The 18745-nt window shown below is 41.5% G+C and carries 17 protein-coding genes and 2 pseudogenes; 14 read left to right on the forward strand and 5 right to left on the reverse strand.

Going from position 1 to position 18745, the window contains the following annotated elements:
- Nucleotides 1-9 precede the first annotated feature (9 nt).
- The 7 genes from OTK50_RS15615 (at nt 10) to OTK50_RS15645 (ending at nt 5760) form a co-directional block, all read left to right on the forward strand.
- Nucleotides 10-3204 carry a phage tail spike protein gene (locus OTK50_RS15615; RefSeq protein WP_266121949.1) on the forward strand — a complete coding sequence of 1065 codons (3195 nt, stop codon included), beginning with the start codon at nt 10-12 and terminating at the stop codon, nt 3202-3204.
- An 11-nt stretch (nt 3205-3215) separates the two neighbouring features.
- The gene (locus OTK50_RS15620; RefSeq protein ID WP_150941149.1) at nt 3216-3503 is read left to right on the forward strand and encodes a hypothetical protein; all 288 of its coding nucleotides are present in this window, start codon (nt 3216-3218) and stop codon (nt 3501-3503) included.
- An 18-nt stretch (nt 3504-3521) separates the two neighbouring features.
- Complete coding sequence (locus tag OTK50_RS15625; protein WP_014304515.1) at nt 3522-3689, forward strand: XkdX family protein; 168 nt, start codon at nt 3522-3524, stop codon at nt 3687-3689.
- A 13-nt stretch (nt 3690-3702) separates the two neighbouring features.
- Nucleotides 3703-3924: a hypothetical protein gene (locus OTK50_RS15630; protein WP_213390678.1), complete on the forward strand. Its 222-nt coding sequence runs from the start codon at nt 3703-3705 to the stop codon at nt 3922-3924.
- A gap of 71 nt (nt 3925-3995) precedes the next feature.
- Nucleotides 3996-4265 carry a hemolysin XhlA family protein gene (locus tag OTK50_RS15635; RefSeq protein ID WP_374107373.1) on the forward strand — a complete coding sequence of 90 codons (270 nt, stop codon included), beginning with the start codon at nt 3996-3998 and terminating at the stop codon, nt 4263-4265.
- A gap of 15 nt (nt 4266-4280) precedes the next feature.
- Nucleotides 4281-4544 (forward strand): phage holin, encoded by a 264-nt coding sequence (locus OTK50_RS15640; RefSeq protein WP_266121951.1) that lies wholly within the window; start codon nt 4281-4283, stop codon nt 4542-4544.
- A gap of 55 nt (nt 4545-4599) precedes the next feature.
- Nucleotides 4600-5760 carry an N-acetylmuramoyl-L-alanine amidase gene (locus tag OTK50_RS15645; RefSeq protein WP_266121952.1) on the forward strand — a complete coding sequence of 387 codons (1161 nt, stop codon included), beginning with the start codon at nt 4600-4602 and terminating at the stop codon, nt 5758-5760.
- A gap of 37 nt (nt 5761-5797) precedes the next feature.
- On the opposite strand, the gene OTK50_RS15650 is transcribed toward OTK50_RS15645, so the two are convergent.
- Both OTK50_RS15650 and OTK50_RS15655 read right to left on the reverse strand, forming a co-directional pair.
- Nucleotides 5798-6238 carry an SMI1/KNR4 family protein gene (locus OTK50_RS15650; protein WP_129091951.1) on the reverse strand — a complete coding sequence of 147 codons (441 nt, stop codon included), beginning with the start codon at nt 6236-6238 and terminating at the stop codon, nt 5798-5800.
- A gap of 12 nt (nt 6239-6250) precedes the next feature.
- Nucleotides 6251-8071, reverse strand: a complete 1821-nt coding sequence (locus tag OTK50_RS15655; protein ID WP_266121953.1) for a T7SS effector LXG polymorphic toxin — start codon at nt 8069-8071, stop codon at nt 6251-6253.
- Between the two features lie 543 nt (nt 8072-8614).
- On the opposite strand from OTK50_RS15655, the gene OTK50_RS15660 reads away from it, so the two are divergent.
- Nucleotides 8615-8938 (forward strand): hypothetical protein, encoded by a 324-nt coding sequence (locus OTK50_RS15660; RefSeq protein ID WP_213390675.1) that lies wholly within the window; start codon nt 8615-8617, stop codon nt 8936-8938.
- 58 nt (nt 8939-8996) lie between these two features.
- Nucleotides 8997-10010 (forward strand): type II TA system antitoxin MqsA family protein, encoded by a 1014-nt coding sequence (locus OTK50_RS15665; protein ID WP_213390674.1) that lies wholly within the window; start codon nt 8997-8999, stop codon nt 10008-10010.
- A gap of 127 nt (nt 10011-10137) precedes the next feature.
- On the opposite strand, the gene OTK50_RS15670 is transcribed toward OTK50_RS15665, so the two are convergent.
- Nucleotides 10138-10326, reverse strand: coding sequence for a hypothetical protein (locus OTK50_RS15670; protein ID WP_266121954.1), 189 nt, complete (start codon nt 10324-10326; stop codon nt 10138-10140).
- Nucleotides 10327-10968: 642 nt separating this feature from the next.
- Here OTK50_RS15670 and OTK50_RS15675 point away from each other — a divergent pair.
- The gene (locus OTK50_RS15675; protein ID WP_015239293.1) at nt 10969-11541 is read left to right on the forward strand and encodes a hypothetical protein; all 573 of its coding nucleotides are present in this window, start codon (nt 10969-10971) and stop codon (nt 11539-11541) included.
- A gap of 462 nt (nt 11542-12003) precedes the next feature.
- Nucleotides 12004-12393 (forward strand): hypothetical protein, encoded by a 390-nt coding sequence (locus OTK50_RS15680; RefSeq protein WP_025284353.1) that lies wholly within the window; start codon nt 12004-12006, stop codon nt 12391-12393.
- A 197-nt stretch (nt 12394-12590) separates the two neighbouring features.
- Here OTK50_RS15680 and OTK50_RS15685 read toward each other — a convergent pair whose 3' ends face one another.
- Both OTK50_RS15685 and gutB read right to left on the reverse strand, forming a co-directional pair.
- Complete coding sequence (locus OTK50_RS15685; RefSeq protein ID WP_376707337.1) at nt 12591-14507, reverse strand: NB-ARC domain-containing protein; 1917 nt, start codon at nt 14505-14507, stop codon at nt 12591-12593.
- The gene (gutB, locus tag OTK50_RS15690) at nt 14508-15554 is read right to left on the reverse strand and encodes a sorbitol dehydrogenase (RefSeq protein ID WP_266121955.1); all 1047 of its coding nucleotides are present in this window, start codon (nt 15552-15554) and stop codon (nt 14508-14510) included.
- A gap of 200 nt (nt 15555-15754) precedes the next feature.
- Between gutB and OTK50_RS15695 the strand changes: the two are divergent.
- The 3 genes and pseudogenes from OTK50_RS15695 to OTK50_RS15705 all read left to right on the forward strand — a co-directional run.
- Nucleotides 15755-16339: pseudogene (locus tag OTK50_RS15695) on the forward strand (transcriptional regulator); the annotation flags it as partial.
- Nucleotides 16337-17479 (forward strand): annotated as a pseudogene (locus tag OTK50_RS15700) (glycoside-pentoside-hexuronide (GPH):cation symporter); the annotation flags it as partial. The pseudogenes OTK50_RS15695 and OTK50_RS15700, both read left to right, overlap by 3 nt.
- A gap of 101 nt (nt 17480-17580) precedes the next feature.
- Nucleotides 17581-18543, forward strand: coding sequence for a carbohydrate kinase family protein (locus OTK50_RS15705; RefSeq protein WP_100001269.1), 963 nt, complete (start codon nt 17581-17583; stop codon nt 18541-18543).
- Nucleotides 18544-18745 lie beyond the last annotated feature (202 nt).

An 18745-nucleotide genomic window follows, 5' to 3' on the forward strand; every position in this document is an offset into this window, starting at 1 on the left:
GGTCCGGTCATGGCTGACATTTATATACTTTCACCAGATGATAAATTATTGACAGTGCTGTCCAGCCACGGACGAGAAACCTGTACGTTTTGGGATGCTAAATACAAGGAAGAGCTCAACAAGGGCTCTTCTTTTTCTTTTGTAGCCGATGCCTCCCACCCTGACGCGCGCTTCCTATTCGAAGAGAATCAAGTGGTATTCAAGGATAAGGACGGTGTAATGCGTCTGTTTGTCATCAAGGAACTGGATGATACAAGTGAAGAAGGAGAGATTAACACTCAGGTTACCTGTGAAGCTGCCATGATGGAGCTTGCTGAAACCTTTGTAAAAGATTTTCGCCCTACCAATAAAACTGCTCAGTTTGTACTGGATAATGTTCTTTCTCGGTCAAGATGGGTGGCGGAAGTAACGGCGGAGCTTGGAGTGAATTCGACTACCTTCTATAAAAAAACAGCGTTGGATTGTATCGCTGATGTGATCAATATATGGGGCGGAGAGCTTCAGGACACTATAGAATTTGATGGAAATAAGGTCGTTAAACGAATCATAAAAATACTTCCTCGTCGCGGTAAAGACAGCGGGAAGCGCTTTGAGAGTGATAAGGATACAACGAATATCCGGCGGACTGTTATCAGTTACCCGGTGACAGCCCTTTGGGGTTACGGAGCATCCATAGCATCTACGGATGAGGATGGAGAGGAAACGGGCGGCTATTCTCGTTTTATTGATTTCTCTGAAGTGGAATGGAAAAAATCAAAAGGCGACCCGGTCGATAAGCCTTTAGGCCAGGAATGGGTTGGCGATCCGGATTTATTAGAACGATTGGGGCGCCTTAAAGATGGAAAGTTGATCCATAGGGAAGGCCAGTTCAATAATGAAGACATAACGGAGCCGGAAGAGCTCTTAAAGGCCACATATAATCATTTGATTACGACTGCATGCAAGACAGAAATCAATTATGAGCTGTCCGTGCAACTGCTCGAGAGCGTGCCGGGACACGAACACGAACATGTGGAATTGGGAGATACAACGATCGCAATTGATCGAAACTTTGCTATCCCAATTGAGACGTCGCAGCGCGTTATTTCAATGGAATACGATATTACCGATCCTGATAATACATGCGTCGTTGAGATCGGCCAATTTTTATCAGCTTTACAAAAGGACGGCCGTATTGATCAAATTGAAAGCGTAATTGAAAAAAATCGCGGTACTTGGGAAAGTAAACCGGATGCCGGCGAGGTTACTGATGGCAGTTTCCCTGATAGAGCCCCACCTGTTCCATCGAATGTAGTGGTCAAGCCAATGTTTCAGAATGTGACCCTGACATGGGACTATGATCCGTCCAGTTATATTGCAGCCTATGAGGTGTATGCTTCACAAGTAAATGGATTCACCCCATTAAAAGAGAATCGTATTTTCAGAGGCAAAACAGGCGGATACGAGCATTTTACGGGAGTAAATGAAGTTTGGTATTATCGCTTGCGCTCAATCAACACACGGGGCACAGCAAGCGAATTCACGGATCAATTTTCCGCGACCACTAAGCGTATTCTGACTGAGGACATTGTTTTCGGAGCGATCACAAAAGAAAAACTGGCTGAGCTGGCCGTTGATGCTGATAAGCTTTCCAGAAACTTTGATGATGCCAATATTTTGCCGGGTTCATTGTTGGATAGCAACTGGTGGTATGCCTATTCAGGCGCCAAGTACACGATAGACAAAAAAGAATTCAATGAAATGACAATTTATCAGGATGGCGCCAAGGCTTTTGGTGTTTGTCAACTCTCTGTAAAACAGACGATGGCGCTTGTGAAAGATCAAGTATATACTTTGTCTTTTGAAGTGAAACGAAATAATACAACAGATATATCTTGGAATCATCTAAAAAAAGGCAGCACATTCATTTCATTGGATGCAAGCGGGCTCACTGACATAAGCAATTACCCGGCTGATGAATTCGTGAGAGTGAATATTCAATTCACGGCACCAGAAACCGGTAATAATTACACAATTGGTTTGGGCGGCCGTGGTTCGGATGATAACAGTAATTGCAGTTATGTCGTAAGAAAAATTCAAGTCAGAAAAGGAGCGGTAATTAAAGAATATGGCTACAGTCCCTATGACGTAGCCCTGGTTGATGGGGTCATCACGAATAACTATCTTGCAAACCTTGCGGTCGGTTCAGCCAATATTCAATCAGCCGCAATAACATCAGCGAAAATTGCAGACGCGGCGGTAGGATCTGCTGCTATTGCGAACGCCGCAATTAAAAAGGCGCATCTCGGAACGGCCATAATTGACACTGCGCATATCGTTGACGGCGCAATTACAAACGCAAAAATCGCCAATTTGTCTGCTGATAAAATAAATGCCGGCACGATCAAGGGGATCACGATAGAAGGTTCTTTGATAAAAGGAGCCCGGTTTGAGCCAATCTCAAACTCGGATTCACTAACTGCCTATATTGAAGCGGGTACAATATATCAAAGAAAAAGAGCAAATTGGTTAGAATATGATGTTTTAGAATTGACAGCTTCATCATTCTCACAAAGAAGGCAATCTGAAGATAAAAGCGGTAATGTTGAATATGATATAAACCGTGTGTTAATCGAGAATGGCACAATTACGATAGACGGAGGCAAAACATTTCCGGAAGAAACTTATACTTCGGCCCTGAAAATCTATTCACAAAATCAAATTGATACTCGTGATTCAGCTGGCACATATTTTGATTTTTCGCTGAACAATGAGGTTGTTATGCAGTTGAAAAACACTGTAAATTACGACGGCTTAGTTGGAGATAGATATGAAGCGGTTTTGGAGCACAAAAAATCAAGATTTGTGATAAGAAATAAAGACAGTGGGTGGGAATTCTTGCAGGTTATGAGCCCTTTCGCAAGTAAAGGAGGCTCTTTTGGTCCAGTTAGATATCGAATTAATGAAAGCGGCGATGTAATGTTGCGGGGCTTTTTGAGGAAAATGGGTGCTGGGGAACTGCGTGATTATGTAATTTGCAGTTTGCCTGAAGAAGTTGCACCGGAGTATCAGCAAATCTTTCCTGCTTACGTTTGGAATGGAACTGGAAAGGAACGTTTTACTGTGTATCCTAGCGGCGATGTAAAGCTATTCTATGGACCGACTGACGGCCGAGAATATGAAGTGTCAATTAGCAACATTCATTTTAGACCAAAAGATAAATAGGTGGGATTGCCATGAAAACTTTTTTAGGAGTTGATAAAGAAGGTTTTGTAAACGATGTGTTTTATCAGAATTCTGAAGATCGCGAGCCACCTGAAGGTTTTTATGAGGCTCCGGCCGAACAGTTTTTTATGGTTAAAAGAGATTTTGAAAATAACTGCTGGACTGAGGGCTTATCAACGGAAGATATTGAACGTATTAAAGAAGAAAGCGAAGGTTCTCAAACTGATGAAGAGGAAAATTTGAAAGCCAGAACTCTTGATCTTCAGCGTGTTTGCAATCTCTTAATGAATCAATCATAAGAAGCGGAGGAAATGTCATTGGAGAATCGAAGCGTTCTCTTCGGTTTTTTTGAAGACTGCTGGAAAAATGGAACTGTTTTGACCGTTGAAATGAAAAAGGCTGTTGAGAAAGGCCGCATCACACAAGCGGAATATGATGAAATTACAGCAAAAGAGCGCGGTAATGCGTATCCAGATCAAGAATAGGGAGGGGAACAGGATGCAAGAAATGACAAAAGAGCAGCTTCAGGAACAGCTACAGATTGAAATCTATAACTCCATTTCACTCCAGGAAGAATTGAATCAAAAGAATAAGGAACGCGCCGAATACAAGGCTTTATATACATTTTCGGAAAAGAAGCGAAAGGAACTTCAAGAACAATTAAATGCTGCACTGTCAGCAAATGAAGGCCTTAGTGAACCAGCACCTGTAACCGAATAGGTGTATTTATTTTGCCTCGAAGGAGGTGAAGCGTATGAGATAGATAAAAGGGGGGCGTACTAATGTCACAAATGACGGAGGTACCGGAAGTGAATGCTTTACAAAAAGAAATGACAGAGGTTAAAGCCGGGCAAAAGACTCTTGAACAGCGAGTGAGTGTCCTCGAGCGTTCTTCAGACAGGCATGATCAGCAAATCATTTCATTAAACGAGAAGCTGAACAAAATTGATGAAAATACGACTTGGATTAAACGGACCATCACAGGAGCCATAATAACGGCCGTCAGCACCGGATTTATCGGCGGGGCTATCGCGATCATGTATAACCTGCTGCAAAAATAAGGAGGAAAACAACATATGAAAAAATTCGACAAAGGTACAGTCGTCCGCACTGTGCTTCTTTTTATTGCTCTCGTAAACCAAATTTTAGTGATGTTTGGTAAGGATGTGCTACCGATTGCAGATGATCAAGTGAATGACCTTGCGGACGCGGTTTATTTAGGCAGCTCCATCGGTTTTACGATCATCATGTCACTGGTAGCATGGTTCAAAAACAACTATGTGACTGAAAAAGGCCATAAGCAAAAAGCCGTTTTAAAACAGCATGATTTAACCAAGTAAGGGCTGCCGTTCGGCGGCCTTTTTATATTTCAAAACAGAATAGGAGAGATTTTTTATGTCAGCATTTAAAAACCAATATATTGATATTAATAAATGGACGCGGCCGGGAATCAAAAACAACGGCGTGAAGAAACTGGCTGTACATTACACGGCAAACCCCGGCGCGTCTGCTGCCAATCATTATAGATATTTTGGCCAAACGCTCCCCGCACAGAACAGAAATCTATCTGAGAAAAAACAGACGTTTGCATCTGCACATATCTTTGTCGATCGTACAGAGGCTATTTGCATCATTCCGTTGAATGAAGTGGCTTATCACGCGAATGACGTCCAGCAATTCGTCAACGGGCAGCCTTACCGGGGTGTCGCGGCGCTGAAGCCGAATGCAAATTTCTTATCTATCGGCGTGGAGCTTTGCATTGAAAAGAACGGCACTTTCCATCCGGATACGATTGCCCGTGCAGAACAAGTTTGTGCCGAGCTGTGCAAAATGTACAAACTTGACCCAACCAATGATATTGTTCGACATTATGACATTACACATAAAATTTGCCCGGCGCCGTGGGTAAGCAACTCTCAAGGGTTTGCCGATTTTAAGACCCGTGTTAAAAAGCGAATGGCCGGCGCGGTTGTAACGGTGCCTGTGGTATCAAATCCAGATGTTACCCATACAGACACAGGAAGATTCATCAAAAACACGGTGGTTTCAAGTGATGGGCTTGTTTTACGTACACAACGGAGCGCCTCTTCTTCCATGGTGCTTAACCTGCCGAATGGCACAGTTGTAAAATATCAACTTGGATCAACTGTCAACGGATGGGGATATGTTGAATACACCAATTCAAAAGGCCAGACATTCCACGGATATGTGAATGTTTCCTATATCAAAAGCGATAACGAGCTGAAAAGCGGCGGCAAGAAGAAAGCAACATCGTCAAAGCCTAAATCCACCCAAAAATCAAAATTCAGACTGCCTGCGGGCATTTTTAAAGTCACAAGCCCGTTGACCCGAGGGGAGGCCGTAAAACAGATTCAAACAGCGCTGGCGGCTCTTCATTACTACCCGGATAAGAATGCAAAGAATTTCGGAATAGACGGCGCATATGGCTCGAAAACAGCAAATGCAGTCAAACGATTCCAGTCCATGTACGGCCTGTCTGCTGACGGTATTTATGGACCAAAAACAAAAGCGAAGCTTGAAGCTCTACTAAAATAAGAGAATCCCTTCTCGTTATGAGAAGGGACTTATCTTTTTATTCATCGTATAGTTTATTAACCAAATCGGTAAATGAATCAGATATATGACTCAAAGCTCCATCAGGGTCTTCATAAGCAATTTCATGATCCCAGAAAACCACAGATGGATTTTCTTTATTCTGACGATAATCGAAACAGATTTCATTACCGAAAGGATCACAGGCGAAAGGGACTATCCCTGAAAGCATTCTTCCATCCTGATAATCTTCTAAAACCTCTAAAATAAAACTTGAACTATCCTCAGTTAGACCATGTAATCGATTAAAAACCGCACCTTTTGTATTTTCATAGTCAAAAATCTTTTTACTTGGGCGTGCTCCATTGTTGTTTAATATAGTTGAAATGTAGTCGTTTGGAAACTTAATATCTAAAGCCTTTTCGATTTTTTTAACAGTTGTTTCCCCGATAGGTTTTTCGGCGAATCTCCACTCTGTCATATTGACCAACTCCTATCTGTTCTTACTTCCTCCACCCCAAAGGTGCCGGCCTCCTGTATGGCCTGTTTGCCGATGCACCTTTTGGTCAACTAATTGCATTCTCCCTGAATCTTGGTGATGATGCCAAGTATATCCGTCTGGTGTTTCACCAGCTTTTATCATTTCGATTTGAAGGTCATTGAATTGATTTCTAAGTAAAGGATCTCTTTCAATTTCTTCTTTTAATTTTAAGGTTGCATCTTTAAATTGTAAATAATCGCTTTCCTTATAAAGTTTAGAATCAATCTTCGTATCAAATTTTGCTTTGAAAATTGGGAAACCGTCTTTATTATATGGAACTCCAGTTTTAGGATGTTTTTGGTTTTTAAGATGGCCCATTTTTAAGTTAACTGTTTTGAGGTTTCCGTATTCATCTCTGTAAGTATAAGGTGCGGCTTTAGTAAACAAATCATCCTTTGATTGAACTAATCTCTTTAAAAGCGGCGTATTTTTAACATTAATAGTATTCCCAGCGTCTTGTAAAATCCCTTCTAATGCAGGGGTATATCTATTGGCATAAGGCTTGACAGACGGATTGCCATTTTTAATCTTTTCGCTAGCCGCCTTCCCAACTTTAGCAAGATCTTTTGAGCCTGTTGAGACAGAGGACTTTCCGCCTTTCAATAACAGAAGACTTCCGCCCAAGTAAGTAACATAGTGCATCCGTGTATATGCATCCCCGTGAATCATCTTTTTATCCCAATCATCCTTCAATGTGTCAACCATACTTTGAAAGACACCTAGATAGTCGTATTCCAGAACAGTATCCAGAACTTTTTGAGGATCTTTGTTTAAGTTGTCAATTGTCCAACCGATATTCCGTCCGAGTTGAAGTGCTCCTTCACCGGTATCCTTGGCAAGATCGTATACACCAACAAGCAGACCTTTGGCGCCATCACCTATGATTTGCAATGCTTCTTTTCCGTTATCCATGAAAGCTTTACGCTGTTCCAGAAATGAAACAAATTCAAGCTGTTCAGGGGTGAGATTCTCATAGCCAACCTTTTTGGCGATTTCTAAGTATTCATCCGGGTCGGTTACGCCATCAGCCAGCTTTTTCTTCAGATCCTTGATTTCACGCTCTTTCGCTTCTTCCTTTTTAATCGTCAAATACGCATCCGAATGTCTTGCGATATCGCCTTTTTTCTTATGGATGTCGCTTTCACGGTACGCTTTGGCGTTGTAGTGAAGCGGCGTGGCGCTTTTTCCTTTGCCCGTGGCATTTTGAAGTTGCTGGAAGTCAGCTTGGATGAACTGTTCGTTCGCTTCGGTTTCTGCGTATTCATTCATTAGATCGTGATCGAGCTTGCCGAGCTTATGTATTGTTTCGCTTCTTTTTTTGTCTGCTGAAGAGAGCTTCTGATCCGTGTTTTCGGTTGAAAACAATTCGAGCGAGATGATGTCTTCGATCTCACCGAGGATGGAGCGCATGTCTTTTTTTTGCTCTTCCATAATCGCCTTTGATTTACTGAGGGCGTGGGTGAGCTCATGCTCCAGAAATGATTCCTCCACATGCGAATTGGAAAGTCCGGCATCTTCGACCTTACCGGGAAGGCTTGTGAGAAATGCGATTTTCATATCGATCAGATCAAGCCAGCTGTCTGTGACGCCGGCGTGGTCTTGGAAAAAGGCTTTGATGTTGTCAGCACCCCGGCCTGAAAAGTCGTTGTCACCGAGGTCAGCCATACCTTGAAACGCTTTTTTTAGATTGACCATCTGGCCGTGCAGTTCTTTGTATTCACTTGCACGCTGTTTGGCAGCGGTCAACAAGCTGTTTGCTTCAAAAACTTTCATGACCATATCCTTTCTTTTAAAAAGCTTCAACAAGATATTACCATGGAAGAATGAAGAAAAAGATTAATGTGCGATCCAAAGAGGAAAAATGAATAATTTAACCCGTATCTTTGTTCCTATCTTTGTATGAAATGTGTCAAAGTTAAGGGGAAAACTTAAAGTCGGTTGTAAGAGTACTGGCTTTATGATGAGCGAAGCTTTTCTTGAAATGAGAAGGAATTTTCTGACTAAATTTGTAATACGTTTGCTACCTAATAATAGAGATTATAAAGATTATGGAGAATTTTCACTAAGTTATTTCCATTTATTCTTAGAAAGTTTATAATTTAAGTTGTTCTCCATTGTAATCTCTTCCAAATGTCGAAAGGTGTCGACAAAAAATATTCCTGTCAGGAATATTTTCGTGTCAAAACGGTATCAATTGATACCGGTATTGTATATACTCGGTATATACCCTTTATATATTCAATATTATAAAATAAATAAAATAACAAATGTCACTGGGGGAGAAAGCTTCTGCATAATAAAGATTCAAAATCCTTTTTGAAAGAAGCTAAACGACTAATCTCCAGCGGCAAAAGAGATTTCATACCACGAACTTATAATCATCCATCAGGAAAAAAAGTTAAGTGGAAAGAAGCGCTATTGGATATTGGACTGACAACAGTTAGTCAGGTCTGGAATGAAACCTTAACTTTAACACCAAGTCATTATGTAGACGGACCGATTATTGATGTTGACCGTAAGCATGAGGGAAAAGTAATCTGGGTGTTCAAAAAAGTTGTAAACGGTGATCAAGTATACATCAAAATGAAAATTCATAAGCGTCGTGGATGTGTCTGTTTATCCTTTCATAAGGATTGGTAAGTGCAACAATTGGGTAAATGATGAAAAACAGGGAGATTTGACAATGGAGGACACTATGGTGAAGACAAAAATTCAATATTGTGATGTCTGTGATAAAGATGTTGAAACCATAATTGTAGAACGTCCCACTAAGTATACTTTCAAAGGTGAGACATTCGATCTTACAGAGAGAGTTTTGCAATGCAAAACGTGTAATGAAGATTTATACAATGAAACTTTAGATAATGAAACAATGAATATGTTGGTTAAGCTTTATACAGAGCGAGTTGGTCTGCCTCTTGATGAGATAAAAAATATTAGAAATCAATATGGTTTGTCTATGGATTTATTTTCTCGGATTTTAGGATGGAGTAAGTCTACAATAGTACGGTATGAATCAGGTAAGTATATTCCTGATTCATCACATATGAATATATACTTGCAACTAAACAAAAATCCAGAGAAATTAGATGATTTTTTTAAGCAAAGAATGTACAAATTTAATGATAAAGAGCAAGAGAAAATAAAGAGTAAACTCAGTTGTGTAGAGCAACGCGAAGTAGAGCAGAGCCTGTTGGATACTATTCAAATGAATTATAAAATACACGAAAAAACAATTGACTCAGGTTATAGTCCTTTTAATATAGAGAAATTAATAAATATGGTTTTGTACTTTGCTCAACTCGGAGTACAGAAAACCAAACTAATGAAGTTATTATTTTATTCAGATTTTCTAAATTTCAAGCAAAACACTTTATCCATAACAGGGATGCCCTACGTTCGTTTTAAATTTGGACCAGTACCTAAAGATTATGAATTGCTATTATCAACGTTAGAAAAAAATAAGCTTATTAAAATACAGTACGAAATGCAAGGTAATTATGTTGCAAACCAAATTAAATCTTTAGAGAACTTCAATGAGAGTATCTTTGATGAACATGAATTTGAGATATTGCAAAAAGTAGATAAATTCTTTATTGATTACGGCTCTGGAGATATAAGTGATTTTTCACATGAGGAAAACGCTTGGAAAGAAACAGACGAACTTCAGATAATTTCTTATGAACATGCAGAAACGCTTCTAATTGATTAAAGCTCGCCATTATTATGGTGAGCTTTTTTTTGCAGTTTCCTCTTTTTAGATTATTTCTAAAAGAGCATCAAGTGCAATAAACCATGTAACCCCTTTTAAATCCTTTGTTTAACTTTATTGTAATGAGTCAAAACATCCACTTCTCTTTTTTCTTATCCCACTTCAAAATGCGTTGCCTCATCAAATTTTTCACAGCAGCACGGATCGTCTGCTCATCTTTCCCGGTTTTCCTTTTCAATTGTTCCATGGAGGGATTTTTCCCGAAGCGGCTCATATTAAAAATAATCCGATACACTTTCCGTTCAAAATCGGTCATTGTGTTTCATCTCCTTGGAGACGATTATAAAGAACGTGCGTTCGACATGCAAACCAACCTGTTATTTTTTAAAAAATAACACAAAAATAACGAAAGTTGCGTCAGGGTCTGAAACAATGCGGTTTTTGTTTCTTTTCCATTCATGATCACATTAAAAAAATAACACCGATCGAAAGGGTGCGAAAGCGAGCGAAAACCGTGGTAATTATGGGCGGCATGATGTAAAAAATTATGATCCCTGTTTGGACATAAGGGGTTGCCAGATGTAATGCCATACGAGGTCTCTCACAAGTTCAATGAATTTGTGAGGGGCTTTTTTTATTTCTATCATTCATCTCAAATTACGAATGAATGATGCTAATTTATTTAAGTTAGCATCGGCTATAGTACAAGATACTCTCAATTTTCCAAAAACAGATTTAATAATTCATTTGAAGCAGTTACTAAGGATGCAGAGTGCTATTTAAACACCAACAATCCTGTCTATCTGAAATTTAAACATCATTTTACTGTTAATAATTATACCCAAGAGGATGGTCAAACAATTGCACAAGCATTTGCAGATTGCCTTAAAGAAAAATAAAATCTGAATAATTAATTCTTCCCAAAAGTAATGCACATTATGAGGGGGCGCATATCATTGTGATACAGTTAAAGATTATATATAAGGCAGTATTAATAATTTTAATAAGTGCCTGTTTATTATTGTTTAATGGATGGTATTTTCATAAATGTATTATTGATCCGCATTACTACCAATTAACAGATTTTTCGGAAGAAGATATTCAAATTTTTGAGCATTTTTATAATATTGATCTACCTTCAAACACGAAGTTTATTAAAGCAGAGCAATTTGAAACAGGGGTAGGTAATTATTCTGCGATTTTGTACGTAGCATTACCTGCCAAAAAGGTAAAGCCTTTAGTTTCTGACTATTCTTATATGCCTATCTTTTATAACAATAGGTATACAGTATTTTATGGTGTTAATATTACAAGCAGCAATAAGGAAACAGCACAAATTACATTTGGAGCAGACGATAGTTCGCTGAATGGTTCTTTATGGAGTAAGCAAGTAAGGAATCTCTTAGAATCGAAAGGGAAGTATATTGGCGTTTCAGATGAAACTTATGTTATTTCTGCGTTTTTAATTAACGTCGTTTTTATTGCATTACTTGTTTGGATCTTGAAAAAGAGCAGAAGAACTAGAGTTTGAATTAAGAAATATTTGAACTCACCAGCATAATGTTGATTAGGAATACTTAAGGGTATATCGGACAGAAAGAGTTTTCATTGCACAGATCTTTATTAAATAATAACACTAAACCAATTTTAAATGCAGTTCAAGGGTATTAGAATAGTCTTGTTTAATAGTATGGAAGGAAAGAGAAAGGGGAAACATGAGGAACTTATCATGCTGTTATTCACATTGTGTTTTCTACCCCATATCCATTGGGCGCTTGGAAGGACACCTTGGCAAAGGTTTTATAGATGATACTATACTTCAAATTTTAAGCTTCATTTCACAAAAATCTTAAATTTGCATTAATATTATAAATTTCTATCATACTTATTCATTTCTCGGAAGAAAGATATGGAAAAACCTCTGTTTTTTTAGGAAAATATGTTATTATAATTTTGGATTTAAAATATTAAAAAGAAAAGAGGAATTCTAAAGATGAAAAAGTTAGTAATGACCCTGTTTACAGCAGTACTTTTGGGAGTTGCTATTTTCGCAGGTGGGTCAGAAGCCTTAGCTATGGATTCGAAAGGTACAATCAAATTTAAAACAGATGCTAATACATATACGAAAAGTGCTACTTCCATTGTAGTTACGGGTACTTTGGCTAGGGATTTAGATAATGGCTTTTCAGTAATTATCTTAAATAATAAAGGTAAAGTATTTGCCAGAAAAGATATTTCGCATAGTATTGGTTCACGTAATTTTCGTGTGAGTTTTTCAACGAAAAATCTTCCTGCAGGTAAGTATGATGTGCAAGTTGGACAGGATTGGGGAGGAAGATATTGGTCAGGTGAACTAAAACATTATATTACAGTACAGCATTAATACGGCTGTATAAGTATTAACCTCTTGTTGTTAAAAAGTTTAACTTTAGAAATTTGTTTTCTGTGAAAAATTAATTTTTCAATCAAGGTATCTTAATCAATTTACTGTACTGATAAAGATACCTTTTTATCTTTAAAAACAACAAGGTCATGAGTGTTTTTCAAAGCTCTTACCGCTAGCCGCAATGTATTTGTCTTTTAAATGAGAATATCCATTTGCTCCACCTCACCCCGAATCCCAATCCCAGGCTCCCACGAATCAATCAGACGAATCGCCTTTTGATTAGCTTCTATCGCTTTCGTAGTTTCTCCTTTTCGATACAACAGCTGTGCCATTCCGTAATGATAGTAAATCAGTTCAACTTGATTGGCGTTGTGTTTGTCATAGAGCATTTGTTCAAAGGCTTTTTCCGCTTTTTCGAGTTGATCACACTTGACGTAAGCCATGCCCAGGTTAAAATAGGCTTCTATCGTTTTTTCGCCGCCGTATGCGGCGCTGGTGGTGTTTGCCGCTTCGTATAATGTGATGGCTTCTTCGTAGTGAGAGCGGGCGAAACTCAGGTCGCCGCGGACCAGAAGAACCCTGTGCCGGATAATGGGCGAGACGGGCTGATCTTTGATGCCGTCCAGCATTGCTGCCGCTTTGTCCGGTTCTCCGATTTTTAACAGCAGCCTTGCTTGCAGGGCGATTCCCCATACTTTCAAGTCATCGTGATCCGGCGCGCCTGATTGTTCGAGTATCTTCAGGCCGGCTTCTATTTGCCTGAGAGCTTCGTCTGAATCGTTGACTTCCATCAGCGCCCAGCCTGCCGTGTCGATCCGAAAGTAAGCTTCCCGTGTGTGTTCGCCTGATTGATGGGCGGCATCGGCAGCTTTTAATCCGTATTCGATTCGCAGGGGCAGGCTGATTCTGCTTAGAAAATGGCTGATACGGATGATGAGTTTGATCAGGATTTCATGTTGTCCGGTTTCGCTCGACCATTCGATGACCTTCAGGATATTCGGCCATTCCTTTTTCATTTGCTCTAAATTCCGTCCCAGCAGGTAGCTCCAATAGATGGAATTCGGCTGTTCCCGTTTTATATGGGTTTCCGCATAATCCATATAATAATGCGCCCAGCGGCTTCGGGCTTCTTTTGCAAAATCATGATTTTCGGATAAGTGCTGTTCTCCGTAAGCGACAACAGTTTGATGGGCTGAATATTGAATTCTTCCTTCGCTTCGTTCCGGCTGTATTAAAGCATATGACCGCATTTGCTCAATCGCGTAATGAAAACGGCGGGCGTCTAATCCGGCCGCTTGAGCCAAGCTTTTTTCGTCAGGGGGTTTAGCGAAAAAGCAAAGCGTCTGCCATAGTTTTCGTGTGTCTTCATGACATCTGTCCCATGTGCGGCCAAAGAGAACCTCAAACAATTCCAATAATGAGTAACCCGCTTGTTTAAGCTCTTGAATGAGCTGGGGAGCGGGGATGTCGTCGTCTGACATGTATGCAATGCTGAGTGCCATGGCCTTCGGGTTGCCGGCGGCTGCCGAGACAAATTCATTCTTAAGGTCAGGCGATAGCTGCAACAGCTGCTCCAGCTTTTCCCGTTTATGCGGGAGATTGCATGTTTGCAGACAGCGATGCACTTCTTGATGAAAAAAATCAAGGGCATCCGTTTGTTCAAGACCGCTCAGCTGGATGGCCGCCAGTTCTCCGAAGCCGTCCCGGTATGTCTGTTTTACATTTTCACGTGCCGTAAGGAGGACTTTTACGCCTTGCGGAAGGCCGATGATAAATTCGTGAATGTCACGTTCCGCTGTATCAATGCCGTCAACGATCAGCAGCACGGGTTTTTCACTTGCATGAGCGGCTAATGCATTGCGGACAACGAACCGTTTTTCGTTAATGGATTTGTCGATTTGTTCGGTGCGTCCGAGCTGGTAGGCAATCGTGTTTAAAAAATCGCTGAAGCTTAATCCTTTCCAGTCAGCGCTGATCCAGATGATGCTGTTGAATGCCGGCCAATCTGGTGAACCGCCGGCACAAAGGTAGGCTGCTTCAAGAGCGATTGTTGTTTTTCCCATGCCGGCCCAGCCGGTGAGAGGGAGAATGCAAAGATCCTCCCCGTTCACTCAGCGATTTGGATACACCATCACTTTTAAGCATTCATTTTTGTATTGAAAGGCCCGTTCCATCGCCTCTTGCGTCTTCTCCAGCGGATATTGGTCCGTTACAAGATGCTTCGTGTCCACTATGCCGGAAGCGAGAAATTCAATTCCCTTCGGATACGTATTCGCATAACGGAAGATTCCGTATATATCAATCTCGTTATCTGCAATAAACGGCACATTGAGCGGAATCTCGTTCTGAGAAGGCAAACCGACAATCGCCAGTTTTCCGCCCCGGCGCACGGAAGCCAGTGCGGATTGCAATGCCGCCGGATTCCCCGCTGTTTCCCAGGCAGCATCAACGCCTCTGCCATTCGTGATCGTTTTGATTTCTTCACCGGCATCCTGTTCCCGGACATTGATGACATGAGTCGCTCCCATTTTTTTCGCAGCTTCTAACCGCAGCGGCTCCAAGTCGGTCACAATGATTGTGCCTGCCCCGTATGCTTTCGCTGCCGCAACGGCCATTAATCCTACAGGCCCCATTGTTGATCCGGGCTGAAGCTTTGTTCTCGCGGCCGCATGAATGCCGACAGAAAACGGTTCGATCAAAGCCGCATCTTCATAGGATAGTGAATCCGGAATCGAGAAAACAAAGTCCTGACGCATTTTGATATATTGGACAAACGCGCCGTCAACCGGCGGTGTCGCCAAAAACTGTACATCCGGGCAAAGATTATAACGCCCCTCCTTACACGCCTCACAGCGTCCGCATGTGACACCGGGTTCGACGGCGACACGGTCTCCCACCTTGAATTGATCGACAGACGATCCGACGGCGGCAATTTCTCCCGCACATTCATGACCGAGGATAAATGGTTTTTCCACTACATAATTGCCTATTCTGCCATTTGTATAGTAATGCAGATCAGATCCGCAAATTCCGACAGCCATCACCTTAATCAACACTTCATCATGATTGATTTCAGGCACGGGCAATGTTTCGATTTTGATTTCTCTCGTGTTGTGCATAACCGCCGCTTTCATGTTTTGAGGCACTGTGTGAGTCATTTGGCAAAATCCTTTCTCTGCTCTGAAATGTAAGTGCATACATTTTTATTTTCTCTGTTACTGCCCCTATTTTATCTGCTTTTCCATACGTTCAACAGCCTTTCCTGCTGTATAAAAGGACAGCCGCACTGTACTTTTTATTTTTTCATATACAAAAAACACTGAATTGATAAAATAGTACTAATAGGAGGTGCAGGCTAATGGCCGAACTTGAAAACCGGACACATTTTGCAGAACTGCTGGCGCCTGCCGTCAAATCGCTGAAACTTCATCCTGATTATAAAGTCAGAAGGAAAAAGAACGAAAAAACAGGACAGTCTTATATAGATCAAATCGCACTCCGATTAGGCGTTTCCTCTAACACGATCAAAAGCTGGATCGGACAGATGGGCGCAAACTACATTCCCGGACGAATTGACGACGGAAAGCTGTTCGGCATGATCTGGATCATTATAGAAAAGACTGATATGGATTCTGAATGGCTGACCGGCCTTCTGGAAACCACCACCATACCCGTCATCAAACCCGCATTGCCCGTTTGGACGGCGTCTTGTCTAAAAAAAGCAAAAATACTCCGGAAAGACGGATCATTCGGAGCACCGAGTGATGACGATGTTGAAAAAGCAGTAAAGCGGCTGTTTCATGACAGACCAAGCCACGAAACGAATGCGCTTACAAGAAAGTCCGTCACGCATAACTTACCGTCACGCCGGACGGGGAACTTTATCGGCCGCGACTTTGATATAGAGGCGATTCGGCAATGGATGCTGTCTCCGTCACCGGTTTTAGACAAGACGAATACAAGATGGGGAAAGGCAAGGCCGTATCTTTTGTGGGTGGCGTTTCCTTTTGCGCTATTTACGTTCTTATGCTTCACGACCCCCCATTTCGGCGAGACGGGGAACATGGTTTATGCGTACATCACTTATATTCTGCTTGGGATGTCCTTCAGCATGCAGACGATTCCGGTCAACAGCTTAACGGGGCGGATGACGAATTCCGTGGAGGAACGGACGGTTCTGACGACGACCCGGATGATTTTAGTTTATATCGGAATTCTGTTATCGATTTCCTGTGCGACACCGCTTGCGGACGCCATCGGCGGGAAAGATCAGGCGTTTGGATTTCAGATGACGGCGCTCATCTATGCGGCTGTCAGCATCGTTTTGAATCTATTTAGTTTCTTTACTGTACGGGAGCGGATTCAGCCTGAAAAAAGAAAAAAACAAGGAATGAAAAAGACGTTGTCTGTTTTGTTCCGAAACAAGCCTTTGCTCATTTTGGTTTCTGCATTTTTGGCGTTTGCGATTGGGTTTAACATTAAGCTCAGCACGATGGTGTACTATTTTACGTATAACGTCAGCCATAAGGAATTTGTGTTTTTAGGAACCGTGTTGTTTTTCGGCGCAGCGCTGATCAGCAATCTGTTTATTCCTTTCTTTTCTGAGAAGCGGGGCCGGAAGCAGGTTATGATCATCACGGCGGCGCTATCGCTGATTTCTTATGCGGGCCTTCAGTTTACATCGTATTCTTCGCTGCCGCTTATTTTCTTTTGGCTTTTCGTTTCGGGATTTTTCACGACGCCTTTAAATACGCTTGCTTGGGGAATGGTTGCCGATTGTGTCGATTATGCGGAATGGAAAACCGGAGTCCGGGCTGATGGCGTGGTGATTTCGAGCATGAGTTTCATCAATAAGCTCGGAGTTGCGTTAGCCGGGTCATTTTCGGCCGTTTATCTCGGAATCGCCGGATATGCCGCGAATACCGATCAGACCGCCTCGTCATTGAATGCGATTAAAAATATGAATGCGCTCATTCCGGGATTGTTCATTCTGCTGTCTATTATTCTTATTTCTTTTTATCCTTTAACTGAAAAAAAATATCAGCAGATGATGTCTGATCTGGAGCAAAGGGCTGCCAGATAAGTATACGTAAAATTTAAAATATTCTATGTAAACGGTTGTATTTATGACAGAAAGCACTATACTGAAACTATAATCGAGAATTGATAAATGAGTGTGATAATGTGAGAAGCCAATCTGTTATTTGTATTGGAGAATTGTTAATTGATTTCTTTTGTACCGATGTGGATGTTGATTTGACGAAAGGGCGCAACTTCTTAAAAAGTGCCGGCGGCGCACCGGCGAATGTGTCGGCAGCGATTGCTAAGCTGGGCGGAGACGCGGCTTTCAGCGGAAAAACAGGCAAAGATCCGTTCGGGTATTTTCTGAAGCAGACATTGGACGCCGTACACGTCGATACCTCTATGCTCGTCATGGATGAGAAAGCGCCTACAACGCTTGCGTTTGTTTCATTAAAACAAAATGGGGAGCGCGACTTTGTGTTTAACAGAGGAGCGGACGCTTTGTTTACGCTGGATGATATTGATCTGGAAAAGGTAAACGATGCGAAAATCGTTCATTTCGGATCAGCGACAGCATTGTTATCTGATCCGTTTTGCTCAGCCTATTTACGGCTGATGTCGATTGCGAAAGATAATGGACAGTTTATTTCCTTCGATCCTAACTACCGTGAGGATTTATGGAAAGGAAGAGTTTCAGAGTTTATAAACACCGCAAAAAAAGCCGTTGCCGTAAGTGATTTTGTGAAAGTCAGTGACGAAGAGCTTGAGATCATCAGCGGTGCGAAGGATCATAAAGAAGGTGTTGCGGTTCTTCATGAGCTCGGGGCCGGTATTGTGGCGGTGACACTCGGGAAAAGCGGGACCCTTCTTTCAAATGGGAAGGATATTGACATCATTCCGAGCATTCCGGTGACATCAATAGACTCAACGGGAGCGGGAGATGCGTTTGTCGGCGCGGCGCTGTATCAGCTGGCGCGCACGGATGAGATTCAGACGGCAGCCGATGATTTTGCGAAGCTGCGTGATATTGTCTCATTTGCCAATAAGGTGGGGGCGCTCGTGTGCACCAAAATCGGTGCGATCGATGCTTTGCCGAGTTTAAAAGAGGTTGAAGTATCACTGTAAAATATCGAGGATGCTTCTTGAAAGTCATCGGACTTCGGGAAGCATCCTCTTTTATTTAGGCCTGAAACCCTTTTCGATATAAGGTATACTTTAGAAAGGCATCCAGTAAATTGAACCGCTGTGAAGTTCATACAATAACTTTTTTATCAGTTCTGAGTAAAACCAAGTTTCTGCTGCTGCCGTCATGTATAGTGTGACGGCC

The organism is Bacillus sp. NEAU-CP5 (assembly GCF_026420705.1).
GTDB lineage: Bacteria > Bacillota > Bacilli > Bacillales > Bacillaceae > Bacillus > Bacillus velezensis.